This window comes from Chitinophaga sp. sic0106 (assembly GCF_019219075.1).
Lineage (GTDB): Bacteria > Bacteroidota > Bacteroidia > Chitinophagales > Chitinophagaceae > Chitinophaga.
The window spans coordinates 233,472-256,147 of the sequence record NZ_JAHUWJ010000003.1; the positions used below are offsets into that span (position 1 = coordinate 233,472).

The 22,676-nt window shown below is 49.8% G+C and carries 17 protein-coding genes; 9 read left to right on the forward strand and 8 right to left on the reverse strand.

Features of this window, described 5'->3' with window-relative positions:
• Position 1: 1 nt before the first annotated feature.
• Positions 2–859 (forward strand): hypothetical protein, encoded by an 858-nt coding sequence (locus tag KW844_RS06010; RefSeq protein ID WP_218375808.1) that lies wholly within the window; start codon positions 2–4, stop codon positions 857–859.
• A gap of 3 nt (positions 860–862) precedes the next feature.
• Here KW844_RS06010 and KW844_RS06015 read toward each other — a convergent pair whose 3' ends face one another.
• The 3 genes from KW844_RS06015 to KW844_RS06025 all read right to left on the reverse strand — a co-directional run bounded on the left by KW844_RS06015 (position 863) and on the right by KW844_RS06025 (position 3,054).
• Positions 863–1,312, reverse strand: coding sequence for a hypothetical protein (locus KW844_RS06015; protein ID WP_218375809.1), 450 nt, complete (start codon positions 1,310–1,312; stop codon positions 863–865).
• A 207-nt stretch (positions 1,313–1,519) separates the two neighbouring features.
• Positions 1,520–2,029 (reverse strand): hypothetical protein, encoded by a 510-nt coding sequence (locus KW844_RS06020; RefSeq protein WP_218375810.1) that lies wholly within the window; start codon positions 2,027–2,029, stop codon positions 1,520–1,522.
• A 149-nt stretch (positions 2,030–2,178) separates the two neighbouring features.
• The gene (locus KW844_RS06025; protein ID WP_218375811.1) at positions 2,179–3,054 is read right to left on the reverse strand and encodes a porin family protein; all 876 of its coding nucleotides are present in this window, start codon (positions 3,052–3,054) and stop codon (positions 2,179–2,181) included.
• 354 nt (positions 3,055–3,408) lie between these two features.
• Between KW844_RS06025 and KW844_RS06030 the strand changes: the two genes are divergently transcribed.
• The 8 genes from KW844_RS06030 to KW844_RS06065 all read left to right on the forward strand — a co-directional run bounded on the left by KW844_RS06030 (position 3,409) and on the right by KW844_RS06065 (position 16,257).
• The gene (locus KW844_RS06030) at positions 3,409–3,993 is read left to right on the forward strand and encodes an RNA polymerase sigma factor (protein ID WP_218375812.1); all 585 of its coding nucleotides are present in this window, start codon (positions 3,409–3,411) and stop codon (positions 3,991–3,993) included.
• A 54-nt stretch (positions 3,994–4,047) separates the two neighbouring features.
• Positions 4,048–5,265, forward strand: a complete 1,218-nt coding sequence (locus tag KW844_RS06035; protein ID WP_218375813.1) for a FecR family protein — start codon at positions 4,048–4,050, stop codon at positions 5,263–5,265.
• Positions 5,266–5,603: 338 nt separating this feature from the next.
• Entirely contained in the window at positions 5,604–8,954 is a 3,351-nt protein-coding gene (locus KW844_RS06040; protein WP_255578248.1) for a SusC/RagA family TonB-linked outer membrane protein, read from the forward strand.
• 12 nt (positions 8,955–8,966) lie between these two features.
• Positions 8,967–10,466, forward strand: a complete 1,500-nt coding sequence (locus KW844_RS06045; RefSeq protein WP_218375815.1) for a RagB/SusD family nutrient uptake outer membrane protein — start codon at positions 8,967–8,969, stop codon at positions 10,464–10,466.
• An 8-nt stretch (positions 10,467–10,474) separates the two neighbouring features.
• Complete coding sequence (locus KW844_RS06050; RefSeq protein ID WP_218375816.1) at positions 10,475–11,299, forward strand: DUF4843 domain-containing protein; 825 nt, start codon at positions 10,475–10,477, stop codon at positions 11,297–11,299.
• Between the two features lie 19 nt (positions 11,300–11,318).
• The gene (locus tag KW844_RS06055; RefSeq protein WP_218375817.1) at positions 11,319–12,785 is read left to right on the forward strand and encodes a PKD-like family lipoprotein; all 1,467 of its coding nucleotides are present in this window, start codon (positions 11,319–11,321) and stop codon (positions 12,783–12,785) included.
• 89 nt (positions 12,786–12,874) lie between these two features.
• Positions 12,875–13,741 (forward strand): peroxiredoxin, encoded by an 867-nt coding sequence (locus tag KW844_RS06060; protein ID WP_218375818.1) that lies wholly within the window; start codon positions 12,875–12,877, stop codon positions 13,739–13,741.
• Between the two features lie 5 nt (positions 13,742–13,746).
• Positions 13,747–16,257 carry a zinc-dependent metalloprotease gene (locus tag KW844_RS06065; RefSeq protein ID WP_218375819.1) on the forward strand — a complete coding sequence of 837 codons (2,511 nt, stop codon included), beginning with the start codon at positions 13,747–13,749 and terminating at the stop codon, positions 16,255–16,257.
• Positions 16,258–16,324: 67 nt separating this feature from the next.
• Here KW844_RS06065 and KW844_RS06070 read toward each other — a convergent pair whose 3' ends face one another.
• The 5 genes from KW844_RS06070 to KW844_RS06090 form a co-directional block, all read right to left on the reverse strand.
• Positions 16,325–17,647: a glycoside hydrolase family 28 protein gene (locus KW844_RS06070; RefSeq protein ID WP_218375820.1), complete on the reverse strand. Its 1,323-nt coding sequence runs from the start codon at positions 17,645–17,647 to the stop codon at positions 16,325–16,327.
• Between the two features lie 228 nt (positions 17,648–17,875).
• Positions 17,876–19,177 carry an HlyD family secretion protein gene (locus tag KW844_RS06075; protein ID WP_218375821.1) on the reverse strand — a complete coding sequence of 434 codons (1,302 nt, stop codon included), beginning with the start codon at positions 19,175–19,177 and terminating at the stop codon, positions 17,876–17,878.
• On the reverse strand, positions 19,167–21,374 hold the full coding sequence (locus tag KW844_RS06080; protein WP_218375822.1) for a peptidase domain-containing ABC transporter: 2,208 nt from the start codon (positions 21,372–21,374) through the stop codon (positions 19,167–19,169). The genes KW844_RS06075 and KW844_RS06080 overlap by 11 nt, the downstream gene beginning before the upstream one ends.
• A gap of 1 nt (position 21,375) precedes the next feature.
• Positions 21,376–22,446, reverse strand: a complete 1,071-nt coding sequence (gene gwsS, locus KW844_RS06085; protein ID WP_218375823.1) for a grasp-with-spasm system SPASM domain peptide maturase — start codon at positions 22,444–22,446, stop codon at positions 21,376–21,378.
• A 2-nt stretch (positions 22,447–22,448) separates the two neighbouring features.
• The gene (locus KW844_RS06090; protein ID WP_218375824.1) at positions 22,449–22,628 is read right to left on the reverse strand and encodes a hypothetical protein; all 180 of its coding nucleotides are present in this window, start codon (positions 22,626–22,628) and stop codon (positions 22,449–22,451) included.
• Positions 22,629–22,676: the final 48 nt, after the last annotated feature.

Consider the following 22,676-nt stretch of genomic DNA (forward strand, 5'->3'; position numbering starts at 1 on the left):
TATGCGACCAGTAAAAAAAATACAACCTGCTTACCTTCACTCCCTCACGGCTACCAGTGCGGAGGAACAAACCGCGCATATCCATCACGCGCTGATTGAATCCATGGGCAATTACTGCTCTTATTGCGAAATGCCGCTCAGCGATTACCATGTGGAGCACCTCCGCTACCTGGCTGCATGGCCACAAATTCTTAGTCTGAGCGACTGGGATGACCTGCTGCTGATCTGCAATGATTGCCGCTCCCACATCCGCGTACCCGAGCTCAACAAAGAAAGCGCAGACGCCATGCTGTGGCCGGACAGGGACATCACATTTTCCCTGCAAAACAGCCCCTTCCTGTATGAATTGCGAAAAGTAAATTACGTGGTGGAGGCTGATGGGGAAGATATTTCTTCGGAGCCAATGGAGCTGGTGTTTGTGGTGGCCAATAAAAATGCAGGTGAGGAGTCCTATGAAAAAGCGGTTAACACTATCCGGCATTTTCAGCTAAACATGCAACTGGAGTATTACCATCCGGATACCAACGAACTACGTGTTCCTTTTGAAGAAGATCAGCAACGCTCCGACAACCGGATGTTTAAAAGAACCCGCGCCTGGAAGGAAGCCGAAGAAGCCCTGCTGCGCCTCAAAGCCATGGATGCCGTGGAAGAGGATACGTCCGAAGAGAAAGCAACCATGCGCCAGATGCTGATCAAACAGATTGCCATGACGGCCTGGTACAGCGGCAACTGGTCGGTATGGATGACGGTGTTTCAAAAACTGAGCGGCGACCTGGAACTCATTAAATCAGTGCTGGCGAGTAGTGAGCATCCGTTTACCGGATTGAATAATGAAGCAAATGTGGTGTTTGGGAAATAAAACCTACGGCCGGGGGAAGCTCTGAGCGAGCACCCTGGCTGTTTTTATCAGGTCTTTACCACGCTCCCGACCTTTGACAATTTTTTCGTTCTCGTAATAATAGCGTTCTTCTGTTTTTTTGCTTTTGTTATAGTCGAAGTTTTTATCGTAGATAGGAACGTTATATTTCAGGTGGATGATATATGCAAAGATGAGTGCGTCGGCATGAAAATAGTATTGTGCGATTTCTTTTCCACTTTCCCAATAAGTATTATCTGTGATTAATTTAAGGGTATCTTTTGCGTAGTAGGCAACGGACATACCGCCTTCGCTGGATTGGCCGTCGTGGTGTGACAATTGTTTCTGTTTGTACAGGTTCAGGTGCAGATTGGTATAATACACGTGGTTGCGGATTTCCGCTATCTGGTTTTTCTGAACGGGCATCAGGAGGAAGAGTAAGAGCAATGACTTCATAAGAGTCGGATTTACGGCAATTAAGCTACGGAAATTTTACAAGATTTGCAATGAAAAAGAAACAATGGGGCTGTTTATATCCTAGTTTTCAAAGATAATATCAAGGTGCTTGTACATTACACCTGATATTAAACTGTTCGCTCTTGCATGGGATGAATTCGAAAGTTCTCTGGCGCCGGAGAGGCAGCAGTTGCTCCATGGGCGGTATCAGAATTTTTTGCCAATACCAAGGCTAACGACCCAGGTATCGTATCCGTTAAATTTTATATCGTAGGTGATGCCCGGACTCAGCTCCCATGATTTGGCTAGTTCGAAGCCATATTCCACGCCTATACGCCCTAAGAAGAAGGATTCCCCGGAGGAAAATTCACCGCCCGCACCCAGCATAACAGCCAGTTTTTCAACAGGTCTGAAAGCGCCCACAAGGCAGGAGGATACAGGAAACTTTCTATTGATTACTTTTTCTTCTCTCTCTACATCGAAGTCGTCCAGGATGATGTCATTATGTAAGCCAAGGCTCCATTTTTTATTGAAGTTGTAATTGTAATCCAGGCTCCAGGAAGCTGCTATCAGCCATTTACGGTCACCGTTTTCATTGAGTCCTTTGCTGATATGTGCGTGCCCGATAGCCACCGCAATTTCATTGCGTTTTTCTTCCTGTGCGTGAACGTGACAATATAACAACAGGCTGCATAACAGCAGACATACGCTTTTCATGAGCGACTATTTATTGAACGAATAAGGGCCTGGAACCCGTAACCTGGAATAAAGGATGATGTGCTGCTAATGAGGATATGCAAGAGGAATGGAACATCTGTCCGGATGTAATTAACATCGGACAGCGAAAAAAGTTTATATTAAGAGAATTATCTATTCCATTTATTTCGTCCAAATGAATAGCTAACGGTAACAGAAGGACCATTATACCCCCATTTGAAGTAACCCACCAAATGCTCCTTATTCGCGTCTACACGGGCATTGAGGCCGGTATACCCCACCGCTACATCCAGTCCGCGCCAGGCACGATAGTTTACATTCAGGTTATAAGCAAGGATTTGCCCTTTGTAGTCATTTATTTTCAGGGAGAAGTAATCGAATTCGGCGTTCATGTACCATTTTTTTGCGAAGGAATAACTACCCCATATACCCAGATCAGGCAGTGGTGCGGTGATGCCGAAGTCGTCACTAAAGTTTGCGCCTACGTTATTCCCCGTAAGTCCAATACCAGTGTTTAGTCCCACCACGTGCGCACCTACCAGTAATCCTGCTTCCCAGTTGGGCTTTACGAAAAAAGCATATCCATAGGAGAAGCGGTAAATATTGGTATTGAAATGTGCGTCGATTTCTGCGTCCACGTTATAGGTATGATCACCGAAGGTGATATCACGCTGCAATACTTTGGTAGATTTGCGGGCCACCCGGTAATAAGTCAGGTTAAAGCGGGAGTGCGGGGAGGCACGCCATTGAAGGTCCGCATAAAACGTAGAAGTATTACGGTTAAACCCGAGATCATCTTCAAAATCCAGATTCGTGCCGGCGTTGCCATTCTGGGTACCCAATGATATGTCGGTATTATTAATGGGGAAAAATGCACCTGCCGAGACCTTATATTTTTCTACATACCAGGGTGGAGATGGTTTGTGTTTTTCCTGCGCATTTGCGGTGAAAGCCAGTGTCAGGCAGCAAATGATGCATGCTGCAATAAATAAGCGTTGAGGCGATTGGTATCCGGCTGTACTCATGGTACTGGTTTTGGTGATTAATTGTATCCAACTATTTCGTACGTGATGAGACGATTGCCGCTTATTGCTGTTTATGCCCGGGAAGGTATTTACTAAAGGTAACATTTATTTAGGTTAAATAAATCAGGTGGTTTAGGGAGATATCAGAGGCCGGGTTGGCCTGGTCAAAAGTGCAGGGCTATTAAATAGTGATCAACAGCGGCGAAGGCATTACCGTTACTAATTGGTTATATATGCGCGACCATTCATCTCTCTGTAAAAAATAAAAGGTAAAACCTACCCCCATACCAGCTAGTATTTTTGTGCATTTATTTATAAGTTTGTACCGGACCAGACCATAATAAAAAATCGATTTTGCCAGGTGTAACACCATATGAGGAGGATGCATTACTAACTGCAATAGCGGAAAACGACACCGCTGCATATGCCCATTTGTATGATACCTATTACAGCACCCTGGTATATTTTTCCCTCAGCATTATCCAGGATCAGCACCAGGCGGAAGACATAGCCACCGAATGCCTGCTGAAGCTATGGCAGGCCCCGGCCCGGTTTGAGTCCACCGGCAAGCTCAGGGGCTACCTTTTTACCCTGGCCCGGAACGCCAGTCTAAATTACCTGAAGCACCTCCGGGTGCGGGAAAAGCACGGGCCGGATATCTCCGGGCAATCGGATACCGACGTCAGTATAGAGTCTCTGATGGTGGAATCAGAGCTGATGCGCCTCATCTACGAAGAAATAGCCAGGCTTCCGGATACCTATCGCCAGGTGGTGGAATTACTGTACCTGCAGGACATGCCCTCTGCCGATGCCGCCACACAGCTGGGTATCAGCATGGAAAACTTCCGCCAGCGCAAAGGCAGGGCCATTACGGCGCTTAAAACAGCTCTCCTGAAAAAGGGCGTGAGCGACCGTTTCCTGAGTATTTTATTTTTTTAAGAATTTTTTGTCACGCTTTGAAATAGTCAGTTGTTATACTGGAAATGAGGGGACATGCCAACAGCCGATAATTCATTTATGGACCATGCTTTTGAGGAGAGAATAGCGCAACTGCTGCACCGGCAGCTTACCGGGGAAGTATTATCCCCCGCCGAGCTGCAGGAGCTGGAAGCCTGGAGGAATAAGTCTGTACCAAACGCGGCACTGCTCGAAAAAATAAACAACGAGGCGGCCGTTCATCAGCTGCTGCAAACCTGGCATAACATTGACCGCAACCGGGCGCAAAACAAAATACGCTTCCTGGCAATGCTGCAGCCGCCGGCAATAGTCCGCCAACCACGGCTATCCCTGCTGCGCAGTAAAGCATTCCGCTACGCCGCCGCAGCCGCCCTGCTGATCGGCATAGCCATCTTCTACTGGCAACGGCAACACACGACCACACCCACTATTGCCCTCGGGGAAACCGCGCCAATAGCCCCTGGCAAGGATGGAGCCATCCTCACCCTGGCCGATGGCTCCCAACTGGTGCTCGACAGCACCGGCAATGGCGTGGTGGCCAACCAGAACGGCACACAGGTAATACTGCAAAACGGGCAACTGGCCTATAACGCCGCCGGGCAATCCGGCGCCGCCACTTTCAACACCGTTAGCACTCCTAAAGGGCGACAATTTAAACTCATACTACCAGATGGTACCAAAGTATGGCTCAACGCCGCCAGTGCCATCAGATACCCGACCTCCTTCAGCGGGCAGGAAAGGCATATCTCTTTACAGGGCGAAGCCTACTTTGAAGTAGCCGCCAACGATAAGGCACCTTTTAAGGTTACCGCAGGTGACTCCACCACCATAGAAGTGCTGGGCACCAGCTTTAACGTAAACGCATATACCAACGAAAACAGCATCAGGACCACCCTCCTCAGCGGAGCAGTGAGGATCAACGCCTACCGGCACACGGCTACACTTAAACCTGCACAGCAGGCAGCCGTAAAGCCAGCCACCACACAACTGGCCGTGCTCAACGCAGTAAATACAGATCAGGTTATGGCCTGGAAAAATGGCCTGTTTAATTTTGAAAATGCCAGCCTCGACGAAGTAATGCGGCAACTGGAGCGCTGGTACGACATAGAAGTAGTTTATGAGAAAGGTATCCCTCCTACCCGCTTTGGTGGGGAAATCAACAAACAGAATACCCTCCAGGACGTATTGCAGATACTGGAAGGCTCCAACGTGCACTTCCAGCTGGAAGGCCGTAAACTCATTGTAATGCCATAATTACATACCAACGAATTCAATATCGCTAACAATAAACATCACAACAACATGACCTGATGTATCCCTGGGGAACAGCAGCAAAAAGGCCGAAAGCGCTTGCAACACTCTCGGCCGGCGGCTGGGCTGATCCCTCAACAATTTCTTAGGACGAATTTGCTTTTTTATCAACCCTAACCAACACGTAAGTTATGGATTTTACTGCTTTTCCCAAGCCGTACCTGAATGTTATGCCCGTTCAGGAACCTCCGGCGCAGGGGTTATCAACCAAATTGCTGCCTGCCGGTGGCCTGAAAGTCAAGCCAGGCCAAAGCAACGGCGCAGCCACAATTTTTCTTGCTATGAGATTGACATTTTTCCTGCTTTTTGTCACGCTGATTCATGTGCAGGCCGCCGTAGAGGCCCAATCCGTATCAGTATCGGGCACCAACCTACCGGTAAAGTCACTGCTGCTGACCATCCGTCAGCAAACAGGCTACGTGGCCTTCTACAACCAGGACATGCTGGCAAATGCAAAAACCGTTACGGTAAACGGAAACATCGAACTGCCGGAATTGCTGAAGATCATCTCCAAAGATCAGCCGTTCCGCATGGAGCTGAAAGAAAATACGAAAACCATCGTCATCACGCCGAGGCCACAACCGCTGGCCACTGTTAGCAGCGACGCCGGCGAGCAACAGCCGCTGCCTAAGATTTCCGGGCATGTGGCCGACAGCGTATGCAACTGCGCCCTGCCGGGAGCCACCATCCGCGTGAAAGGCAAAACCGCTACCGCCTCCTCCGATGCGCAGGGAAACTTCCAGATCGAAGCCGCCACCGGCGATGTACTCCTCATCTCCTTTGTAGGATACCGCCCCGTGCAGCACACCATCCGGAATAATAAATCCCTGTCCATCATCATGGCGCCGGCCATTTCTTCCATCAACAATGTAGTAGTCACCGGTATCTTCAACAAATCAAAAGAATCCTATACCGGCGCGGCTAAAACCATTACCGCCAAAGAAATTCAGAACTTCCAGGGAAGAAACATCTTTGTGACCCTCGGTAACATCGATCCTTCGTTCTATATCGTGCCGGATAATACTTTCGGGTCGGACCCCAACCACCTCCCCGATATCCAGATGCGTGGCAACAGGAACCTCCCAAACATAGACCAGTTGCAGGATAATACTTCCGCGCTGATCAACACGCCGCTGATTATCATGGACGGCTTTCCCATCACGCTGCAGCGTATGATGGACCTCAACACCAACGAAATCGCCACCATCACCCTGCTGAAAGACGGCCCTGCCACCGCCATTTACGGCTCCAGAGGCTCCAACGGCGTAATCGTAATCACCACCAAAGAACCGGTAGCCGGTAAGCTGCGCCTGACCTACAGGGGTGGGTTAAGTCTCAGCACACCAGACCTCAGCTCCTACCACCTGCTCAACGCACGTGATAAACTGGAGCTGGAGCGCCTCTCCGGCTTCTATTACAATGCCACCAAAAGCCCGCAGCAAAACATCAACCTGCAAACCTATTACAACGAGGTGAAAGGACTGGTGGAAAGCGGCGTGAATACCGACTGGATGGCACAGCCGCTGCGCAACGGCGTAGATCAGCAGCACTCCCTCCGCCTCGAAGGTGGCGACGCTGCCTTCCGCTATGCGCTCATCGGTGACGTGCATAAAATCCAAGGGGTCATGAAAGGCTCCGACAGGCAAACCATCAACGGTACGGTGGACCTCTCCTACCGGTTGAAAAAGTTGAACTTCAGAAATAGTCTGACCGTAGGCAGCGTGAAAGCGAATCAGTCGCCCTGGGGCTCCTTTGGCGACTATGTAAAGCTCAATCCTTACTGGAACCCGTACGACTCTGCCGGCCACATTGCCAAAACATTTACCCCATTTAGCTACGACTACTGGGTACAGAAAAACGGCACCGGCGGAAAGCCGTATGCCAACCCGATGTATGATGCTACGCTGAATACATTTGACCGTAGTCAGTACCTCAATATCATCAATAACTTCCAGGTGGACTGGACACCGTTTACCCACTTCACCGTGCGCGGCGGACTGGGTATTAACGCCACCAATGCCAACACTGATAATTTCAAGCCTGCCGAACATTCCGCCTTTGCAGGTTACAGCGATGCCGACATCTTACGTAAAGGCACCTACGATTACGGCAGCGGCAGATCCTTCAGTTATACCAGCACCTTAAACCTGCAATACAGCAACCTGTTTAAAGGGCTGCACTACCTGAGCATCGGTGCGCAGCTGGAAGCGGCGGAAGATAAAAGCACCAACTACACTTTTGCGGCGGAAGGCTTCCCCGATGCCAGCATCGACTTTTTAGGCATGGCCCTGCAATACCAGAAAGATGGTAAGCCAGGTGGTACAGAAGCTACTACCAGAAGGGTGAGTGCTGTAGGCAACATCAGCTATAGCTTTGATGACCGCTACTTTGCAGATGCCAGCTACCGTGTGGATGGGGCTTCTCAATTTGGCACCAACAGTCGTTTTGCTCCTTTCTATTCCCTGGGCGCCGGGTGGAACCTGCACCACATCGATTTCATTCACAATCAACTCCAGTTTGTAAACAGACTGAAATTGCGCGGTTCCTACGGCGTTACCGGTAACCAGGCTTTTGCGGCCTATCAGCCGCTGGCTACCTATGGTTACATCATCAACGACCACTATAAAAACTGGCTCGGTGCTACCCAAACATCCTTGGGCAACCCTAACCTGCAATGGCAGAAAAACCAGAAATACAATGGCGGCGTGGAAGCGGAGCTTTTCCGTGGCAGGATTACCCTGGTAGCGGATGTTTACAGAGAAAGGACCTCTAATCTGCTCAGCTCCCTCGAACTGCCTTACTCTAATGGCTTCACCAGCTACATCGAAAACATTGGCCAGCTGGAACAAAAGGGGTGGCAGGCCAGCGCAACGCTGATGCTGATCCAGAATGATGCCCGCCGCATCAGCTTTTCAGTGACCGGTAATATCGCCCACAACACAGATCAGATTGTGCAGCTGTCGCAAGCCATGAAAGCCGCTAATGAAAAGCTGGCCTTGCAAACCAATGGCAGCACGCCTAATAAAATCATCCGGGAAGGCGCTTCCCAGAATACCATTTACGCTGTCCGCTCGCTGGGGATTGATCCCAGCACCGGCCGGGAACTGTTCCTGACCCGTAAGGGCGAGGTAACCTACTCCTGGAATGCAGCCGACCGTGTAGCCGTGGGCCTCAATCAGCCTACCTACCGAGGCAATTTCAGCACGCTGGTACGTTACAAAGGACTCAGCATGAATGCTTCCTTTGGTTACCGCCTGGGTGGCCAGATCTACAACCAAACGCTGGTTGACCGGGTAGAAAGCGCGGATAAATTCTTTAACGTAGATGCCCGCGTGTTTACCGACCGCTGGAAACAGCCGGGGGACAAGGCTTTCTTTAAAGGCATTAATGATTATGGGGTGATCTTCCCTTCCTCCAGGTTCGTGCAGCATGAATCCACTCTTACCTGCCAGAACATCAATATCAACTATAACGTGTTGGACAGGGCATGGCTGCAACACATCGGGCTACAGGCGCTCACGCTCTCTGCCAACACCGGGGAGCTGTTCTACATCTCTACGGTGAAGCAGGAACGCGGACTGGACTATCCGTTTACCAGACAGGTTTCCTTTAATGTGTTTGCCACTTTTTAAACCAGACCAAACATGAAACGACTAACTATTACGACTATACTTTTTGGCGCGCTGGCATTCAGCAGCTGTAACAAATACCTGGATGTAACTCCCCGGGCGCAAACCACCAAAGACCAGATTTTCAGTACAGAAAAAGGTTTCAGGGATGCGCTGACAGGTGCTTATATCCAAATGAAAAGCAACAATACCTACGGGGGTGGCCTCATGTGGAGCACCATTGAGTACATGGCGCGTAACTGGGATGTGCAAGGCAACAGTATCACCATTACCAACCTTACCAACGCCACCTATACCGATGCGCAGGTAAGAGGTACGCTGGATAATACCTATGCGGACCTGTATAAGGTGATTGCCAGTGTTAACAGCATTTTGGAGAGAATAGACGGCCAGCAATCCATATTCACGGGTAACAACTACGCCCTCATCAAAGGAGAAGCCCTTGCACTGCGTGCGTTCAACCATTTCGATGTTTTACGCATGTTCGGCCCTATGCCGGATAACAGCGGTAATACAACATTGCTGCCGTATGTAACGGAAGTAACGCATGATATTATTACGCCGGTGAACTTCCAGGAGTTTGCAAAAAATATCCTGGCGGACCTGGATGCTGCCGAAGCACTGATGAAAGACAAAGACCCTATCCTCAGCTACTCCCTCGCAGAACTCAATCCTGTTGCCAGTTCCAGCGCGCCCCCGGTGGTAGCGGATAACTTTTACATGTACCGTCAGATCAGGCTGAACTACTATGCAGTGCTGGCATTGAAAGCACGTGTATATATGTACCTCGCGGCTACTGATCCCGCCAACAAAGTAAAGGCGGCTCAATATGCACAGCTGGTGGTGGATGCAAAAGATCGTACAGGGCGGCCTACGTTTAGGCTTGGCCGTGAGAGCGACCGGGTGGCGGGCGACTACCTGATGTCAGCCGAACATATTGCCGCACTCAGTGTATACAACCTGGAAACCATTGCCACCGGCACATTTGGCGAATCCGGCCAGCTGGCGCGTAACGATTTCAACATCCAGGATGGCTTTTATTATCTCAACAACCTGTTTCCGGTAGCCGAGCGTACATCCGATGTAAGATGGAAAGAGATGTGGGTGTATAAACTCACCAACCCCTCCTATGTGATGTACCGCAAGTTTATACAAAAGCCATCCGCACCGGTGTTGCAGGTGCCCCTGCTGCGCCTCAGCGAAATGTACCTGATACTTACGGAATGCGCCGGCACCAAAGAAACGGCGGAAACCTGGTATCGTGCTTACTGCAACGAAAAAGGTATTCCTTTCCCTTCCGGCTTTAATGCCACTGCCTGGGAAACGGACCGTAAGAATAAAATGATCCGCGAGTATGTGCGTGAGTTTTACGGGGAAGGACAAACGTTTTTCACCTACAAGCGCTACAACGTAACTACCCTGCCTGCCAGCTGGACGTACAGTTATTATACCGGCACCCCTGCCAGGTATGTAGTGCCTAAACCAGATCGTGAAATTAATTATAACAACAAGTAATTACCGCCATGAAAAATATTATCTGCTTATGCGCCCTTGCCCTGATGATCACCTCTGGCTGCAAAAAGGCGCCTTACCTTACCTACAGTGATATTGCGCGCGTGCAAATGAGTGACACCACTACCCAAACAGCCACTTTTGTTTTTGAAAGCAAAAGTCTGGTCCAGGATACCGTGTATATAGACATCAATACTATCGGCGGGATAACGCCCTACGACCGGCCGGTGAAACTGGTGCAGGTACCGGAGGTAACGTGGACGTATAAACGCGATCCGGCGACTAACCTGATTATCGACAGCACTGCCACGGAACTGCCCTACAAAGCCCTGCCGGGTGTGCATTATGTGGACTTCAACGATAAAGCTGTGCAGGCCATCATGGTCGTAAAAGCGAATGAGGCTACGGCTAAAATCCCTGTTATTTTATTGAGAGATGCAAGTCTGGCTGCGAACACCTATCGCCTACGGGTGCAGTTGGTAGCCAATGACCAGTTTGGTTTGGGAGAGAAAGCAGCCCGCGAAAAAACGCTGACGTTTTCTGACCATCTGGAGCGTTTTAAATCGTGGCAAACAGACAACGGACTATCACCTGCCTATAGCTGGTTTAACAAGTACAGCGTGGGTAAGCACCAGTTCATGATCGATGTACTGAAGCAAAACATTGATGAGGCGTGGTACCAGGCGGCCAACGGCAATGGTTCCCTGCGGCAGTTTGTAATAGTATTAAAGGAAGCATTGGCAGCGTACAACAGTGATCCGGCTAACATTGCCAGCGGTAAAGCACCTGTTCGGGAAAACGCTTCCCCTACCAGCCCGGCCATTACATTCCCATAATCCATCAACCAACAATTACATGAAACGCAATAATATACTATTCATAGGGCTGATTGGCCTGTTGGCCTTTGGCTGTACAAAAGATAAAAGCACCGGCATCACGCAGCCTTTGCCGGCGTTTGATGTAGCCGGCGTTCCGGATACCATCAACCTGTATACACACCAGGATACATTGCGAATTTCTCCTGATGTTGCCGGTGAAACAACTTACGATTATTACTGGACCAATATCAGCGCGAACTTTGTATCTCTCTATGGTAACAGAAACAAAACGGATACGCTGGCATTTACCAAAAACCTGGAACTCCCGGTAATGCTCGATCCCGGCCAGTACTACCTCATCTTTAACGTGCGGGACAAGCGTAGCGGCGTGGTAAAGCTAAAGGAGATCATCTTTAACGTGTCCACCAGGAATGAGAATGGTTGGTATCTCATCAAAGATAACAATGGGAAAACGGATGTAGACTTCATTTATAAAACCGGCAGGATCGATAACTGGATTGCTTTCAACAACAAGGGCAAGAGCCTGGATGGCAATGCTGTAAAAGGCTTATTCACCGCGGACCTGCGTACCACGCTCACCTCCGCCGATCTGTTCGGAGGCCTGGTGGTACTCTCTGAAAATGATGCTGCTATTTACCGGGTGAGTAACGGTGCGCAAGTCTATGGATTCGACAGCATGTTCTTTGCTAAACCTGCCAACCGCAGGCCACAGAACGTTTTTCAGCCGATGCCATCCGGCAACCTGATGCTGCTCAACGATAACCGCGCCTATTGCATGACTAAAGGCGCGCTGTTTACCAGTCTCCCGCAAACCTATACGCCCGCACCACTGGCGGTGGTAGGCGCAATGGACCTCGGATGGGATATCAAAACCAAATCCATCTTCTGCTATAACGGTACCGCCTATGCAGCGCTGGCAAAAAACGGGGAAAGCCTGAAGAACATGACCGCTGATCTGCTATGGATGGGCGGCTACCCGGGTCCACGGAGTGTGGCGCTCACGCTGTTCAGGTTGCCTGACCAACGCGGGATGCTGTATAAGCTGAATACGCTCTACGGCTTCCTGCTGGGTAGTGATTCGCTGGTCATGAAACGGGATACCCTCGCGCCTACCCATGGCCTCATGAAAGCCAGTAAAATCGCGGGCAACTACGATTCCGATTATATCTACTACGCCATCGGCAATAATATTTACCTGACAGATGTAACCACTACCACGGAGCGTTTGCAGGTAACCCTGCCGGAAGGTGAAACCGTAACATCCATACAACATATCAAGTATCCGGTGCCGGCTACCAATGTGGTGTATACCACCGACTACCTGGCCATTGCTTCGTATAAGGATGGACGTTATAAGGTATGGCTGCATAAAATCAGCTCTACCGGCACTATACAACCGCTGGCACAGCCCACCTACGAAGGGGATGGCCGTATCAACACCATCATCTACATGGAAAAAGGTATAGGCAGCCGCGTTTTCTAAGCACATCACAATACATGAAACACTCCTGTGGCCGGTGTATTTACACCGGTACAGGGGAGTGCATGTCCGCAAAGTTATAAACTCATCGCATGAAACATACACTCCTGGTAGCAATCGCCTGTAGCTTTGGCTATACGGCAACCGCTCAGAAACAACTAACAGATACGGCTATACGCACTGCGCAAAAACAAGAGCTGGCCGCGTTTCTGGCCGAAGCAGATCAAAAGCTGGCCACCTGTCAGCAAAACTATTATGATGCCCAGAAAGCAAAAGGCCATTACGACACTATCGGCCTGGGTGAATGGCGCTACCAGATGAAGCTGCTGAAACAGGCGCGCAAGGCACGCGAAATCGAATTCATACAACAACATCCTGATTACATGGTGAGCCTGGATGCTTTGAAAGACGTTATCGGCCCGCTGCCGGAAGACATCGTGCGTTACAAGGCGCTGTTCGGCAAGCTGAAGAAAAGCGTACGCCAGAGCGAAGCTGGTATCAGCACCGCTAAAATGATCGATCAATATATGGCCGTGCGGGTAGGTGCAATGGCGCCTGCATTTGAGGCAGCCGATACCAGCGGCCACCTGGTGAAACTGAGCGACTACCAAGGCAAATATGTCCTGGTCGACTTCTGGGCCAGCTGGTGTGGTCCCTGCCGGGAAGAAAACCCTATAGTGGTAAAAGCCTGGGAGAAATTTAAGGATAAAAACTTCGACATACTGTCCGTATCCCTTGACCAGGCCGGCAAGCGGGCCGACTGGATCAAAGCCATTGAAAAAGACGGGCTTACCTGGCAGCATGTTTCTGACCTGAAATACTGGGACAGCGAGGTAGCGAAAAAATATATGGTGAGGTCCATCCCACAGAACTTTCTAATTGACCCAACGGGGAAAATTATTGCCAAAGACCTCCGTGGCGAAGCATTATCACAGCAACTACAAGAATTACTTAAATAATATCCATGCTAAAAATCAACATCGCCGTGGCTACCTTGCTGGCCATCGGCGCCAGTGCGCAGGCACAAAAGAAAACACCTCCTCCTGCCGACAGCAGCGCAAAAAAAACGGATACGCTGCCGGCGGCCATCAAGCCATATGACCAGGTGATCACTGCAAAGGCTAAAACCTATGCCGGTATGTTTAACGTGCATTATCTCAATAGTCGCTACTACTTTGAGATTCCGGACAGCATGCTCACCCGCGCTATCCTGGTCGTAAACCGCATCGGTAAAGCGGCCACCAACCCACGCCCTAACATGACCGGCTATGCCGGTGATCAGATCGCAGAAAATGTCATCCACTTCGATAAAGGGCAGGACGACAAAATCCTGCTGAAAGTAATGCGCTTCCAGGAGCGCTCTGCCGACACCACCGAAAACGGTATGTTCCGTGCGGTGATAAAGTCAAACCTGGAGCCGATTGCAGCGGTATTTCCCGTAAAAGCCTATAATAACGCGGCGCATTCCACCGTCATCGATGTAACCGATATCCTCAACAACGAAAATGAGATTTTCCATTTTGGTCCGCAGGTAAAGGCTGCCCTCAAAATAGGCGCTACACAAACAGATAAATCATTCATCACCGGGCTCAAAGCCTTCCCGATGAATATTGAAATACGCACCCTGCGCAGCTACCTGTCCACCGGGGCCCAACCTGGCGCCACCATCCCGGATACCTATGAGCTGAACAGCTCTATGGTGTTGCTGCCGAAAGGCCCGATGCAGGCCCGCTACGCCGATGCACGCGTAGGATTTTTTGCGAGAGGGTATGTGGACTTTGATGCAGACCCGCAAGGTGTTAAAGCCCGCTACCTGATTACCCGCTGGCGCCTGGAGCCAAAGCCGGAAGACGTAGAAAAATACAAACGTGGCGAACTGGTAGAACCAGCACAGCCCATCGTTTACTACATCGACCCTGCCACGCCCAAGAAGTGGGTGCCATACCTTATTGCAGGTGTAAACGACTGGCAGAAAGCCTTTGAACAGGCAGGTTTCAAAAACGCCATTAAAGCGTTACCGGCACCGGAAAATGATTCCACCTGGAGTATTGATGATGCGCGGCACAGCGTGATCGTGTACAAACCTTCCAGCATAGCTAATGCCAGCGGCCCGCACGTACATGACCCACGCAGCGGCGAAATCATAGAATCACACATCAACTGGTACCACAACATTATGCAGCTGGTACACAACTGGTATATGGTGCAGGCAGGCCCGCTGGATGCACGTGCCCGCAAAATGGAATTTGATGATGAACTGATGGGGCAGCTGATCCGGTTCGTTTCCAGTCATGAAGTGGGTCATACCCTCGGACTGGCGCATAACTTCGGCTCCAGCTCCACAGTGCCGGTAGAAAAGCTGCGCAACAAGGCCTGGGTAGAAGCTAACGGCCACACGCCGTCCATCATGGACTATGCCCGCTTTAACTGGGTGGCGCAGCCGGAAGATAACATCGGTGAAAAAGGAATTTTCCCCCGTATAGGCGAGTACGACAGGTGGGCCATTCAATACGGCTACCGCTGGTATCCGCAGTATAAAACGCCTAATGAAGAAGCAGCCTTCCTGAATAAACTGGTGATTGATAGTCTCGCTGCTAACCAGCGCCTGTTTTTTGGCAGTGAAAACGCCGGGTCAGACCCGCGTAGTCAGAGCGAGGATCTGGGCGATAATAACGTGCTGGCAGCCAAATACGGCATTAAAAACCTGCAGCGTGTATTACCGCAACTGAGCACCTGGACCCGCGTGCCTAATGAGGGGTATGAAAACCTGAAAACGATGTACGAAACAGTATTGCGTCAGTACATGTTATTTGGCGCACAGGTGATGAAAAGTGTGGGCGGCGGATATCAGACGTTTAAAAGCGTGGAGCAGCCGGGTGTTCAGCTTTCTCCGGTGCCTTACCAGCAACAGAAGGAAGCCATGAAATTCCTGCAGGAATATGTGTTTACCACTCCGATGTGGCTGATCAACGATACCCTGACTGCGCTTACCGGTACCGATGGAGCCAACTACATTTCCGCAGGACAATTCAATGTACTCATGCGCCTGATGGGCTCCGGTACCATTATGACACTGACCCGCGATGCTGCGCTGAACAGAAATATCAAAACATATTCGGCCCTGGAGATGTTAGATGATCTGCGCACCAGTATCTGGACGGAGTTATACAATAACAAGCCTATTGATGTGTACCGCCGTAATCTCCAGAAAATGTATGTGGATCAGTCGAAGAAAGCCTTTAAACAGGTAAACGAGATTGTGGGTCGTAACAATGGTAACGGAACGATTTTCTACATTAACCCGGACCCAACCGGCAATGATGCATCCAGTCTTGTGCGTGCGCAGCTGGTGGCCCTTCGCGGGGATATCCGGAAAGCGATACCACTGCAATCCGGTATTTCAAAGTATCACCTGCAGGACATGGAGAGCAGGATAACGGTGATATTATCGGGCAAAGAACAGGAAACGAAATAGTCCTTAATTCTCATAAGCAAAAACGAAGAAGCGGTTGCAGGTATTCACCTGCAACCTTTTTTTATGCTTACTTATTAGCCACTGTTTGTTTAAACTCCGAGAGCTGTACTGCCTGGCCATTTACAGATACGTTGGTGGAACTAAGCCCCTGTACATTGCCCAGCTTCAGGCCTGGCTCTGCCAGCTGTAGCTTTGCATCGGTTACGCGTATATCCGTAATCGTTGCTTTGGCATGACCGAATAGCTCGCCCCACGTTTGTGCGTTACCGTGAATGTTTTTAATCTGCACATTGCGTACAATAGAGGTAGGTGGCTCCTGCCCCATCAGGTCGAAATACTGGCTCCAGGGCGACACCTTGAAGATGGCGCCTCCATTTTCAACGGTAATATTTTCGAGCAGGATGTTTTCATATTGCTGCGGGGTATCCGGGCGCAGTTTGAGTCGCAATACGGTAGGCCCGCGGGTGATGCTGTTTTTCACCACCACATCTTTTACAATAGTGGCTTCGCTGCCGCAGGTGACCAGGCCACCGCCTTTCTCCACGATACAATCGGTGATGGTAATACGCTCTACCGGCGGGCTGCTCTGATCTTTACCGGCAAACGGGCCTTTGCTGCCTTTCAGCGCGATGCAGTCGTCCCCAACGGAGAAGAAGCAGCCGGCAATCAGCACATCCTGGGAGCTGTCTACATCAATACCATCGGAGCTGGGGGCGTGGTTATCCGGCTTGGATACCGCCGGGGCAATGAAGCTGCAGTTTTTCACCACCACTTTGCTGCACTTGTAAATATGCAGGTTCCAGAAACCGGAGTTCAGGAAATGGATGCCACTGATTTGTACATCCCCGGCGTTTTGTATCAGCATCAGCCTGGGGCGTTCTACATCCAGGTTTTTAGTTTTGCCATCTCTGGCACGTTCATCCCAGAATTTTTTCCAGAAAGGAGCGCCGCTGCCATCCAGTGTGCCCGTTCCCGTTATACGAAGGTGATCAATACCGTCCGCATTAATGAGGGCGGCGCGCCACATTTCGAAGTGCCCTTCAATGCGGGTGTTAATTTTCGGATAGTCGTTGATGTCGGTAGAGCCTTTGAGCACAGCCCCTTCCTGGATGTCCAGGTTTACCCCTTTTTTGAGGAAGAGGGCGCCGCTGCGGAAGATGCCTTTTGGTATTACCACGATGCCGCCGCCGCTGGCAGCGCATTTATCGATGGCCGACTGTATGGCTTTGGTGTTGAGCGTGGTGCTGTCGCCAATGGCGCCATAGTCGGTAATTTTATATCGTTTAACTTTTTGCGTTTCAGTGGTCTGATGTGGCGGTAATACAGCCGGTGTAAAGCTGTAGGCCGCGGCTAAAGCGGTGCAGGTGAAAAGTACTATCAGTTGTTTCATGTTGCGAAAACTGTTTATCCTATGTAGAGACGCAATGCTTGCGTCTCCCCGCTAAAATCTTCACTGGTATCTTCACTGCAATTAACCCGGTTAAATACCGGGAAGTTTGCGGAGGAGATATTTGCGAGGAGCCGCAAACATTGCGGCTCTACATACGAAATAATAACGTAATTCAGGTAATATACAAGGATTCAACTGAAATATTATCCTGTACCATCCTGTATTCCATTATTCGTACCGCAGCAGTTTCCGCATCTGGTAAAAGAACCGTTCAATCAGCCGCAGGTCTTCGGTAACCACGTCTGCATTACCTTTCAGTTCTTTATCAAATGGCAATGTGCGGTGATAGCTCGTTTGGAGGCCATTGGGCAGACTAATGGTGACGAAGTAATTACCATCTTTATCCGGTGCATTGGTGATGTTTTTGACTTTACCTTCTACCAAACCAAACTCCTGGTAAGGATAGTTATCCAGTTTCAGGAGCACCTTCTGGCCTTCCCTGACTTTGCCGGAATTAATGGCGGGCAGTTTGAGTCGCCCGATGGGCTGTACATTTTCCACCGGCATTACGGACAGCAGCACATCTCCGCTTTTCACATATTGGTTGTTACCCAGCAGCTGCTGAAAGCTGACCACCCCTGCCCCGGAGGCGCGCAGCAGGTAGTTTTGCTCCCAGGCGTTGAGGGATTTACGAAGCTGCTCAAACAGCTGTGTACTTTGAGCGGACAGGCTTACCTGATCTTTCTGCGCGTTAATAGCCGCGCCGCTCCTGGTTCTTTCTATACTCACTATTCCTTCCTGTAATTGCGAAATGGTGAGGTTAATATTTTCGAGGTTCTGCTCTGCCTGGAGGAACTTCAGCTTTTCCTGGTTATATTCAGAGGCAGACACCACCCTTTCTTTGAAAAGTTCCGTGTAACGGTCAAATTCACGTTGGGATACTTCGTACTTTGTCAGCTCCAGTTTCTTTTGCAGGAGCAGACTACGTATCCGGCTGCGGGATTCCGACAGTCCTTTTTCTGCGGCTGCGTATTCAGGTGAATAGGGCTGCAGGCGCGAATAAAGCTGTTCATCAATCAGTGCTTTGGCAAAGGCATTATAGTCTCCCTGTATATCCCCTAATTTAAAAGTTCTTACTACTTCCACAGGGAAGTGGGCCACTCCCATGGTGTCCAGTGAGTCAATGATCTTACGCAGCTGCATCACATCCCGGTAGTCGGCGGTGGACTCCAATACAATCAGCAGCTGCCCTGGGGCTACCTGCTGGTGATCTTCCACAAAAATCTGTGCTATCCGTGTATTGGTTCTCGCTTCCAGCTTCTCCGGCGGGTTTTGGGTAGATATCAGGGCTGTGGCCGGAATAAATTCAGGATACCGGATCAGGTAGCTCATCACCAGTGTGAGCAGCAGTATAAAAAAAATCACGGTATTGCCGAAACGCGCCATCCAGCCGGGAGGCTGCGTGAGGATGTCCTGCACGCCTTCGGAATGCAGGTGAACCGTATCCAGTATTTCTTTCTTAGTTTCCAAGTTCCAGCTGATTTTTAACGAGTCTGTAATATTCTTTACGGAGCGCTACCAGTTCATCGTGACTACCCTCCTCTACCACTTTACCTTTATCCAGTACAATGATCTTATCTGCGTTTTTCACGGTCGACAAGCGATGGGCAATAATCACAGCCGTTTTCCCTTTCAGGAACTGTTCCAGGTTGCCCATGATCGCCTTTTCGGTATTGGCATCCAGCGCGCTGGTGGCTTCATCAAAAAAGATATATTCCGGTGCCTTGTAAACGGCGCGGGCAATGAATAATCGCTGCCGCTGCCCCCCGCTGATACCGATACCTTCGTTCCCTATTTTAGAGTTATAGCTCAGGGGCAGGCCTTCCACAAAATCTTTAATGCAGGCGACGGATACGGCTTCGCGCAGTTGTTTGCGATTGATATCATCCACGCCCACTGCGATATTACGCGCGATGGTATCATTAAACACATATCCTTCCTGCATCACCACGCCGCACTGATCCCGCCAGTAGCGCGCTGAAACATGCTGCAGCTGTACATTACCGATTTTAATATCTCCCTCTCCCGGTTCGTAAAATTTCATCAGCAATTTCAGCAGCGTCGTTTTGCCGCTACCGCTGGCGCCTACAATCGCAGTAGTTTTACGATGCGGGATGCGCAGGCTCAGGTTTTCAAACACCGGCGAACCCGCGCCTACGTAGCGGAAGGTAACATTCTCCAATGCGATATCCTGCTCCGGTAAGTCGGTGGCTATTTGCACATGCGGCTGTTCTTCATCTGCCTTATCGTGAATTTCACCCAGCCTGTCCAGCGAAATTTTTGCATCCTGCACCTGCTTTACAAAGTCCATCAGCTGTATCAGCGGACCGTTGAGCTGCCCGATGATATACTGTACAGACAACATCATCCCCAGGGTGATATTGCCATCCAGCACCAGTTTGGCGGCGAGGAAGCTGACAAAAATATCTTTCACCTGGTTGATGAAGTTGGCGCCCACGGTTTGCCATTGTTCGAGCGACAGCGCTTTGATCTGGATCTTGAACAGTTTCACCTGCATAAACTCCCAGCCCCAGCGCATTTGCTTTTCTGCGTTATGCATCTTGATTTCCTGCATCCCGTTCACCAGTTCTATCACCTTACTTTGCTCCTGGGCTACCTGCGAAAATCTTTTATAGTCGAGTTCTTTTCTCTTTTTAAGGAAAAAGGAAATCCACGCAACAGATAAACCTGCGCCCAACAGGTAAATGCCGAACAACCGGTAATCGTACATCAGCAGTACTACGCTGAAAATAACGAGGTTTACCAGGGAAAACAGGGTATTCAGCGAGGAGTTGGTCAGCAGTTGTTCTATCCGCTGGTGGTCACTGATGCGCTGCATGATATCGCCGGTCATGCGGGTATCAAAATAGCTGATGGGGAGCTTCATCAATTTGATGAAGAAGTCGGACACAATGGAGATATTGATTCTGCTGGAGAGATGCAACAGGATCCAGCTACGTGTCAGTTCAATTCCCATTCTCCCTAAAAACAGCATTACCTGCGCCAGGAGCACCAGGTATATAAAGTTGAGGTCATGGTTCTGGATGCCGATATCGACGATACTTTGCGTGAGGAAAGGGAAAATGAGCGACAGCAAGCTGCCTGCCAGCAGGCCTATGGAGAGCTGTCCGATCAGTTTTTTATATCGGGAGAAGTAAGAGAAGAGGAAAGAGAAATTTTTCCGGCTCCGTGGAGTGGCTGATTCTGCTTCATAGAACACGGGGGTAGGTTCCAGCAGGAGGGCAATCCCTTCTTCTTCATTTTCTTTTTTACCACGGCCTACCCAACCGTCAATAAACTCCTGTTTGGTGTATTTAATAAGTCCGTAAGCGGGGTCGGATGCGTAAATGGTGGTATTACCGCCGGTCGTTTTGATATCATACACTACAATGAAGTGTTGCTGACCCCAGTGGCAGATACAGGGCAGTGGCACTTCTTCCACGAGCGTGAGAAAATCGATTTTCACGGCCAGTGTTTTAAATCCCAGTCCCTCAGCGGCAGCAGATAATCCCATCAGGGAGCTGCCTTCCCGCGTGGTTTCTGCCAGCGAGCGGATAGCTTCCAGGTCCGTCATCCGGCCGTAGTGGCGGCTGATGATTTTGATACAGGTAGGACCACAGTCTTTCCTGTCGGGCTGCATATAAAAAGGGAATGCTTTCAGCTTCATATCAGTTGATTAACTCTGTTAACCCATAGCAGGCGATAGCCTGCTGTTTCAGGGGATTTTGCGACCAGTTTTCCCAGTTGTTGGTGTAGGGATCGTAGCCACATTTCAGGGGGCGGGAAAGCAGATCGTTCGGATCTTCGCGGTAGGCGCGGCAGTCGGTACATACATGTCTGAACTCACAATCCTTACAGCCTTTGATATCGTCTTTGCGGATGTTATCGTACTTGTGAAAGGCTTTATCATCCAGTACTTCCTGCAACCTGGCTGTGGCAATATTGCCATAGTTTTCCGGCAGCGAGGGGCAGTTTTTAATATTGCCTTGCAGGTCGATGCTGAGCTTTCTGTTGAGGCAGGTGTTATGCTGCTGGCTTTCAGTAAACAATTCCATGTTGGCCAAAAAGTAGTTGGTACGGATTTCACCGCAGGCCAGGCAGGAGTTGATGTTGCCCTGATAGAAGGTAACCGGCACGGAGCCTTCGAATATCTTTTCCAGCTTATCTAACGGTGACGCATGTAGGAGAATTGATTTCACTCTTGGGTATTTCTTTACCAGCTGGTCCAGTGTTTTCAGTTCAAGGGTGAGGTCGAACGGGAGTACCAGTTTGATATACTTCAGTGTGGTACCGTTGAAGCGTTCCAGAAAGCTACGTAGTTTATCCAGCGATATATGCTGATAGCAACGGATTTCAAGGCCCTGCACCTGTTGATGAAACAGGTCATGGAAGAAAGTGCTGTTATAATCAATTTGTTCGTTGTATTCGATGATCACGTTGGTAATATCTCCGAACCGGTCCCAGCTGAGGTCCAGCGGTGTGAGCTCAGGCAGGTGCTGTGTATCGGTAAAGCCCAGTTCTTTGCTGAGCAGAAAATCGATATAGCCGGTGATGGCTTCGCGGTTATCTTCACCGTAGCAGGCGATGCATTCGTTGATGCTGTGTTGTTCCAGGAAGGTGATTACTTCCGCCGTATCGTTAGGGATATGATAATACCGGCGCAGCTGCAGGTCGCATAGCAGCGACATATTAGCGCCTGTTACAAGCTGGCAGTTTGCGTAGCGATTAAAATATTCCATGATCAGAATTTGGAGATGGTTTTATAAAAATTGAACAATTCGAATCCTTCTGAATTCAGTGCTTTTGCTTTTTCGAATTTGAGGATGTATCGGCCGGGCTGCGGGTTGCTCTTCTCGAGGAAGTATAATGAAAGTGGCAGCGACTTTTTTTCTTTCAGGTTGCTGATGAATTTCTTTTTCATGGATATTAGATTTAGTGATTTTTCGCTTGCCTTCGGGCGGGCGAAAAA

Bases quoted from the DNA above. Each gene is read 5' to 3' on its own strand.
- KW844_RS06045 (WP_218375815.1), top strand. From the start codon at position 8,967: ATGAAACGACTAACTATTACGACTATACTTTTTGGCGCGCTGGCATTC.
- KW844_RS06025 (WP_218375811.1), bottom strand. From the start codon at position 3,054: ATGAGTACAGCCGGATACCAATCGCCTCAACGCTTATTTATTGCAGCA.
- KW844_RS06070 (WP_218375820.1), bottom strand. From the start codon at position 17,647: ATGAAACAACTGATAGTACTTTTCACCTGCACCGCTTTAGCCGCGGCC.
- KW844_RS06080 (WP_218375822.1), bottom strand. From the start codon at position 21,374: ATGAAGCTGAAAGCATTCCCTTTTTATATGCAGCCCGACAGGAAAGAC.
- KW844_RS06050 (WP_218375816.1), top strand. From the start codon at position 10,475: ATGAAAAATATTATCTGCTTATGCGCCCTTGCCCTGATGATCACCTCT.
- KW844_RS06035 (WP_218375813.1), top strand. From the start codon at position 4,048: ATGCCAACAGCCGATAATTCATTTATGGACCATGCTTTTGAGGAGAGA.
- KW844_RS06040 (WP_255578248.1), top strand. From the start codon at position 5,604: ATGAGATTGACATTTTTCCTGCTTTTTGTCACGCTGATTCATGTGCAG.
- KW844_RS06020 (WP_218375810.1), bottom strand. From the start codon at position 2,029: ATGAAAAGCGTATGTCTGCTGTTATGCAGCCTGTTGTTATATTGTCAC.
- KW844_RS06015 (WP_218375809.1), bottom strand. From the start codon at position 1,312: ATGAAGTCATTGCTCTTACTCTTCCTCCTGATGCCCGTTCAGAAAAAC.
- KW844_RS06060 (WP_218375818.1), top strand. From the start codon at position 12,875: ATGAAACATACACTCCTGGTAGCAATCGCCTGTAGCTTTGGCTATACG.
- gwsS (WP_218375823.1), bottom strand. From the start codon at position 22,446: ATGGAATATTTTAATCGCTACGCAAACTGCCAGCTTGTAACAGGCGCT.
- KW844_RS06090 (WP_218375824.1), bottom strand. From the start codon at position 22,628: ATGAAAAAGAAATTCATCAGCAACCTGAAAGAAAAAAAGTCGCTGCCA.
- KW844_RS06065 (WP_218375819.1), top strand. From the start codon at position 13,747: ATGCTAAAAATCAACATCGCCGTGGCTACCTTGCTGGCCATCGGCGCC.
- KW844_RS06010 (WP_218375808.1), top strand. From the start codon at position 2: ATGCGACCAGTAAAAAAAATACAACCTGCTTACCTTCACTCCCTCACG.
- KW844_RS06055 (WP_218375817.1), top strand. From the start codon at position 11,319: ATGAAACGCAATAATATACTATTCATAGGGCTGATTGGCCTGTTGGCC.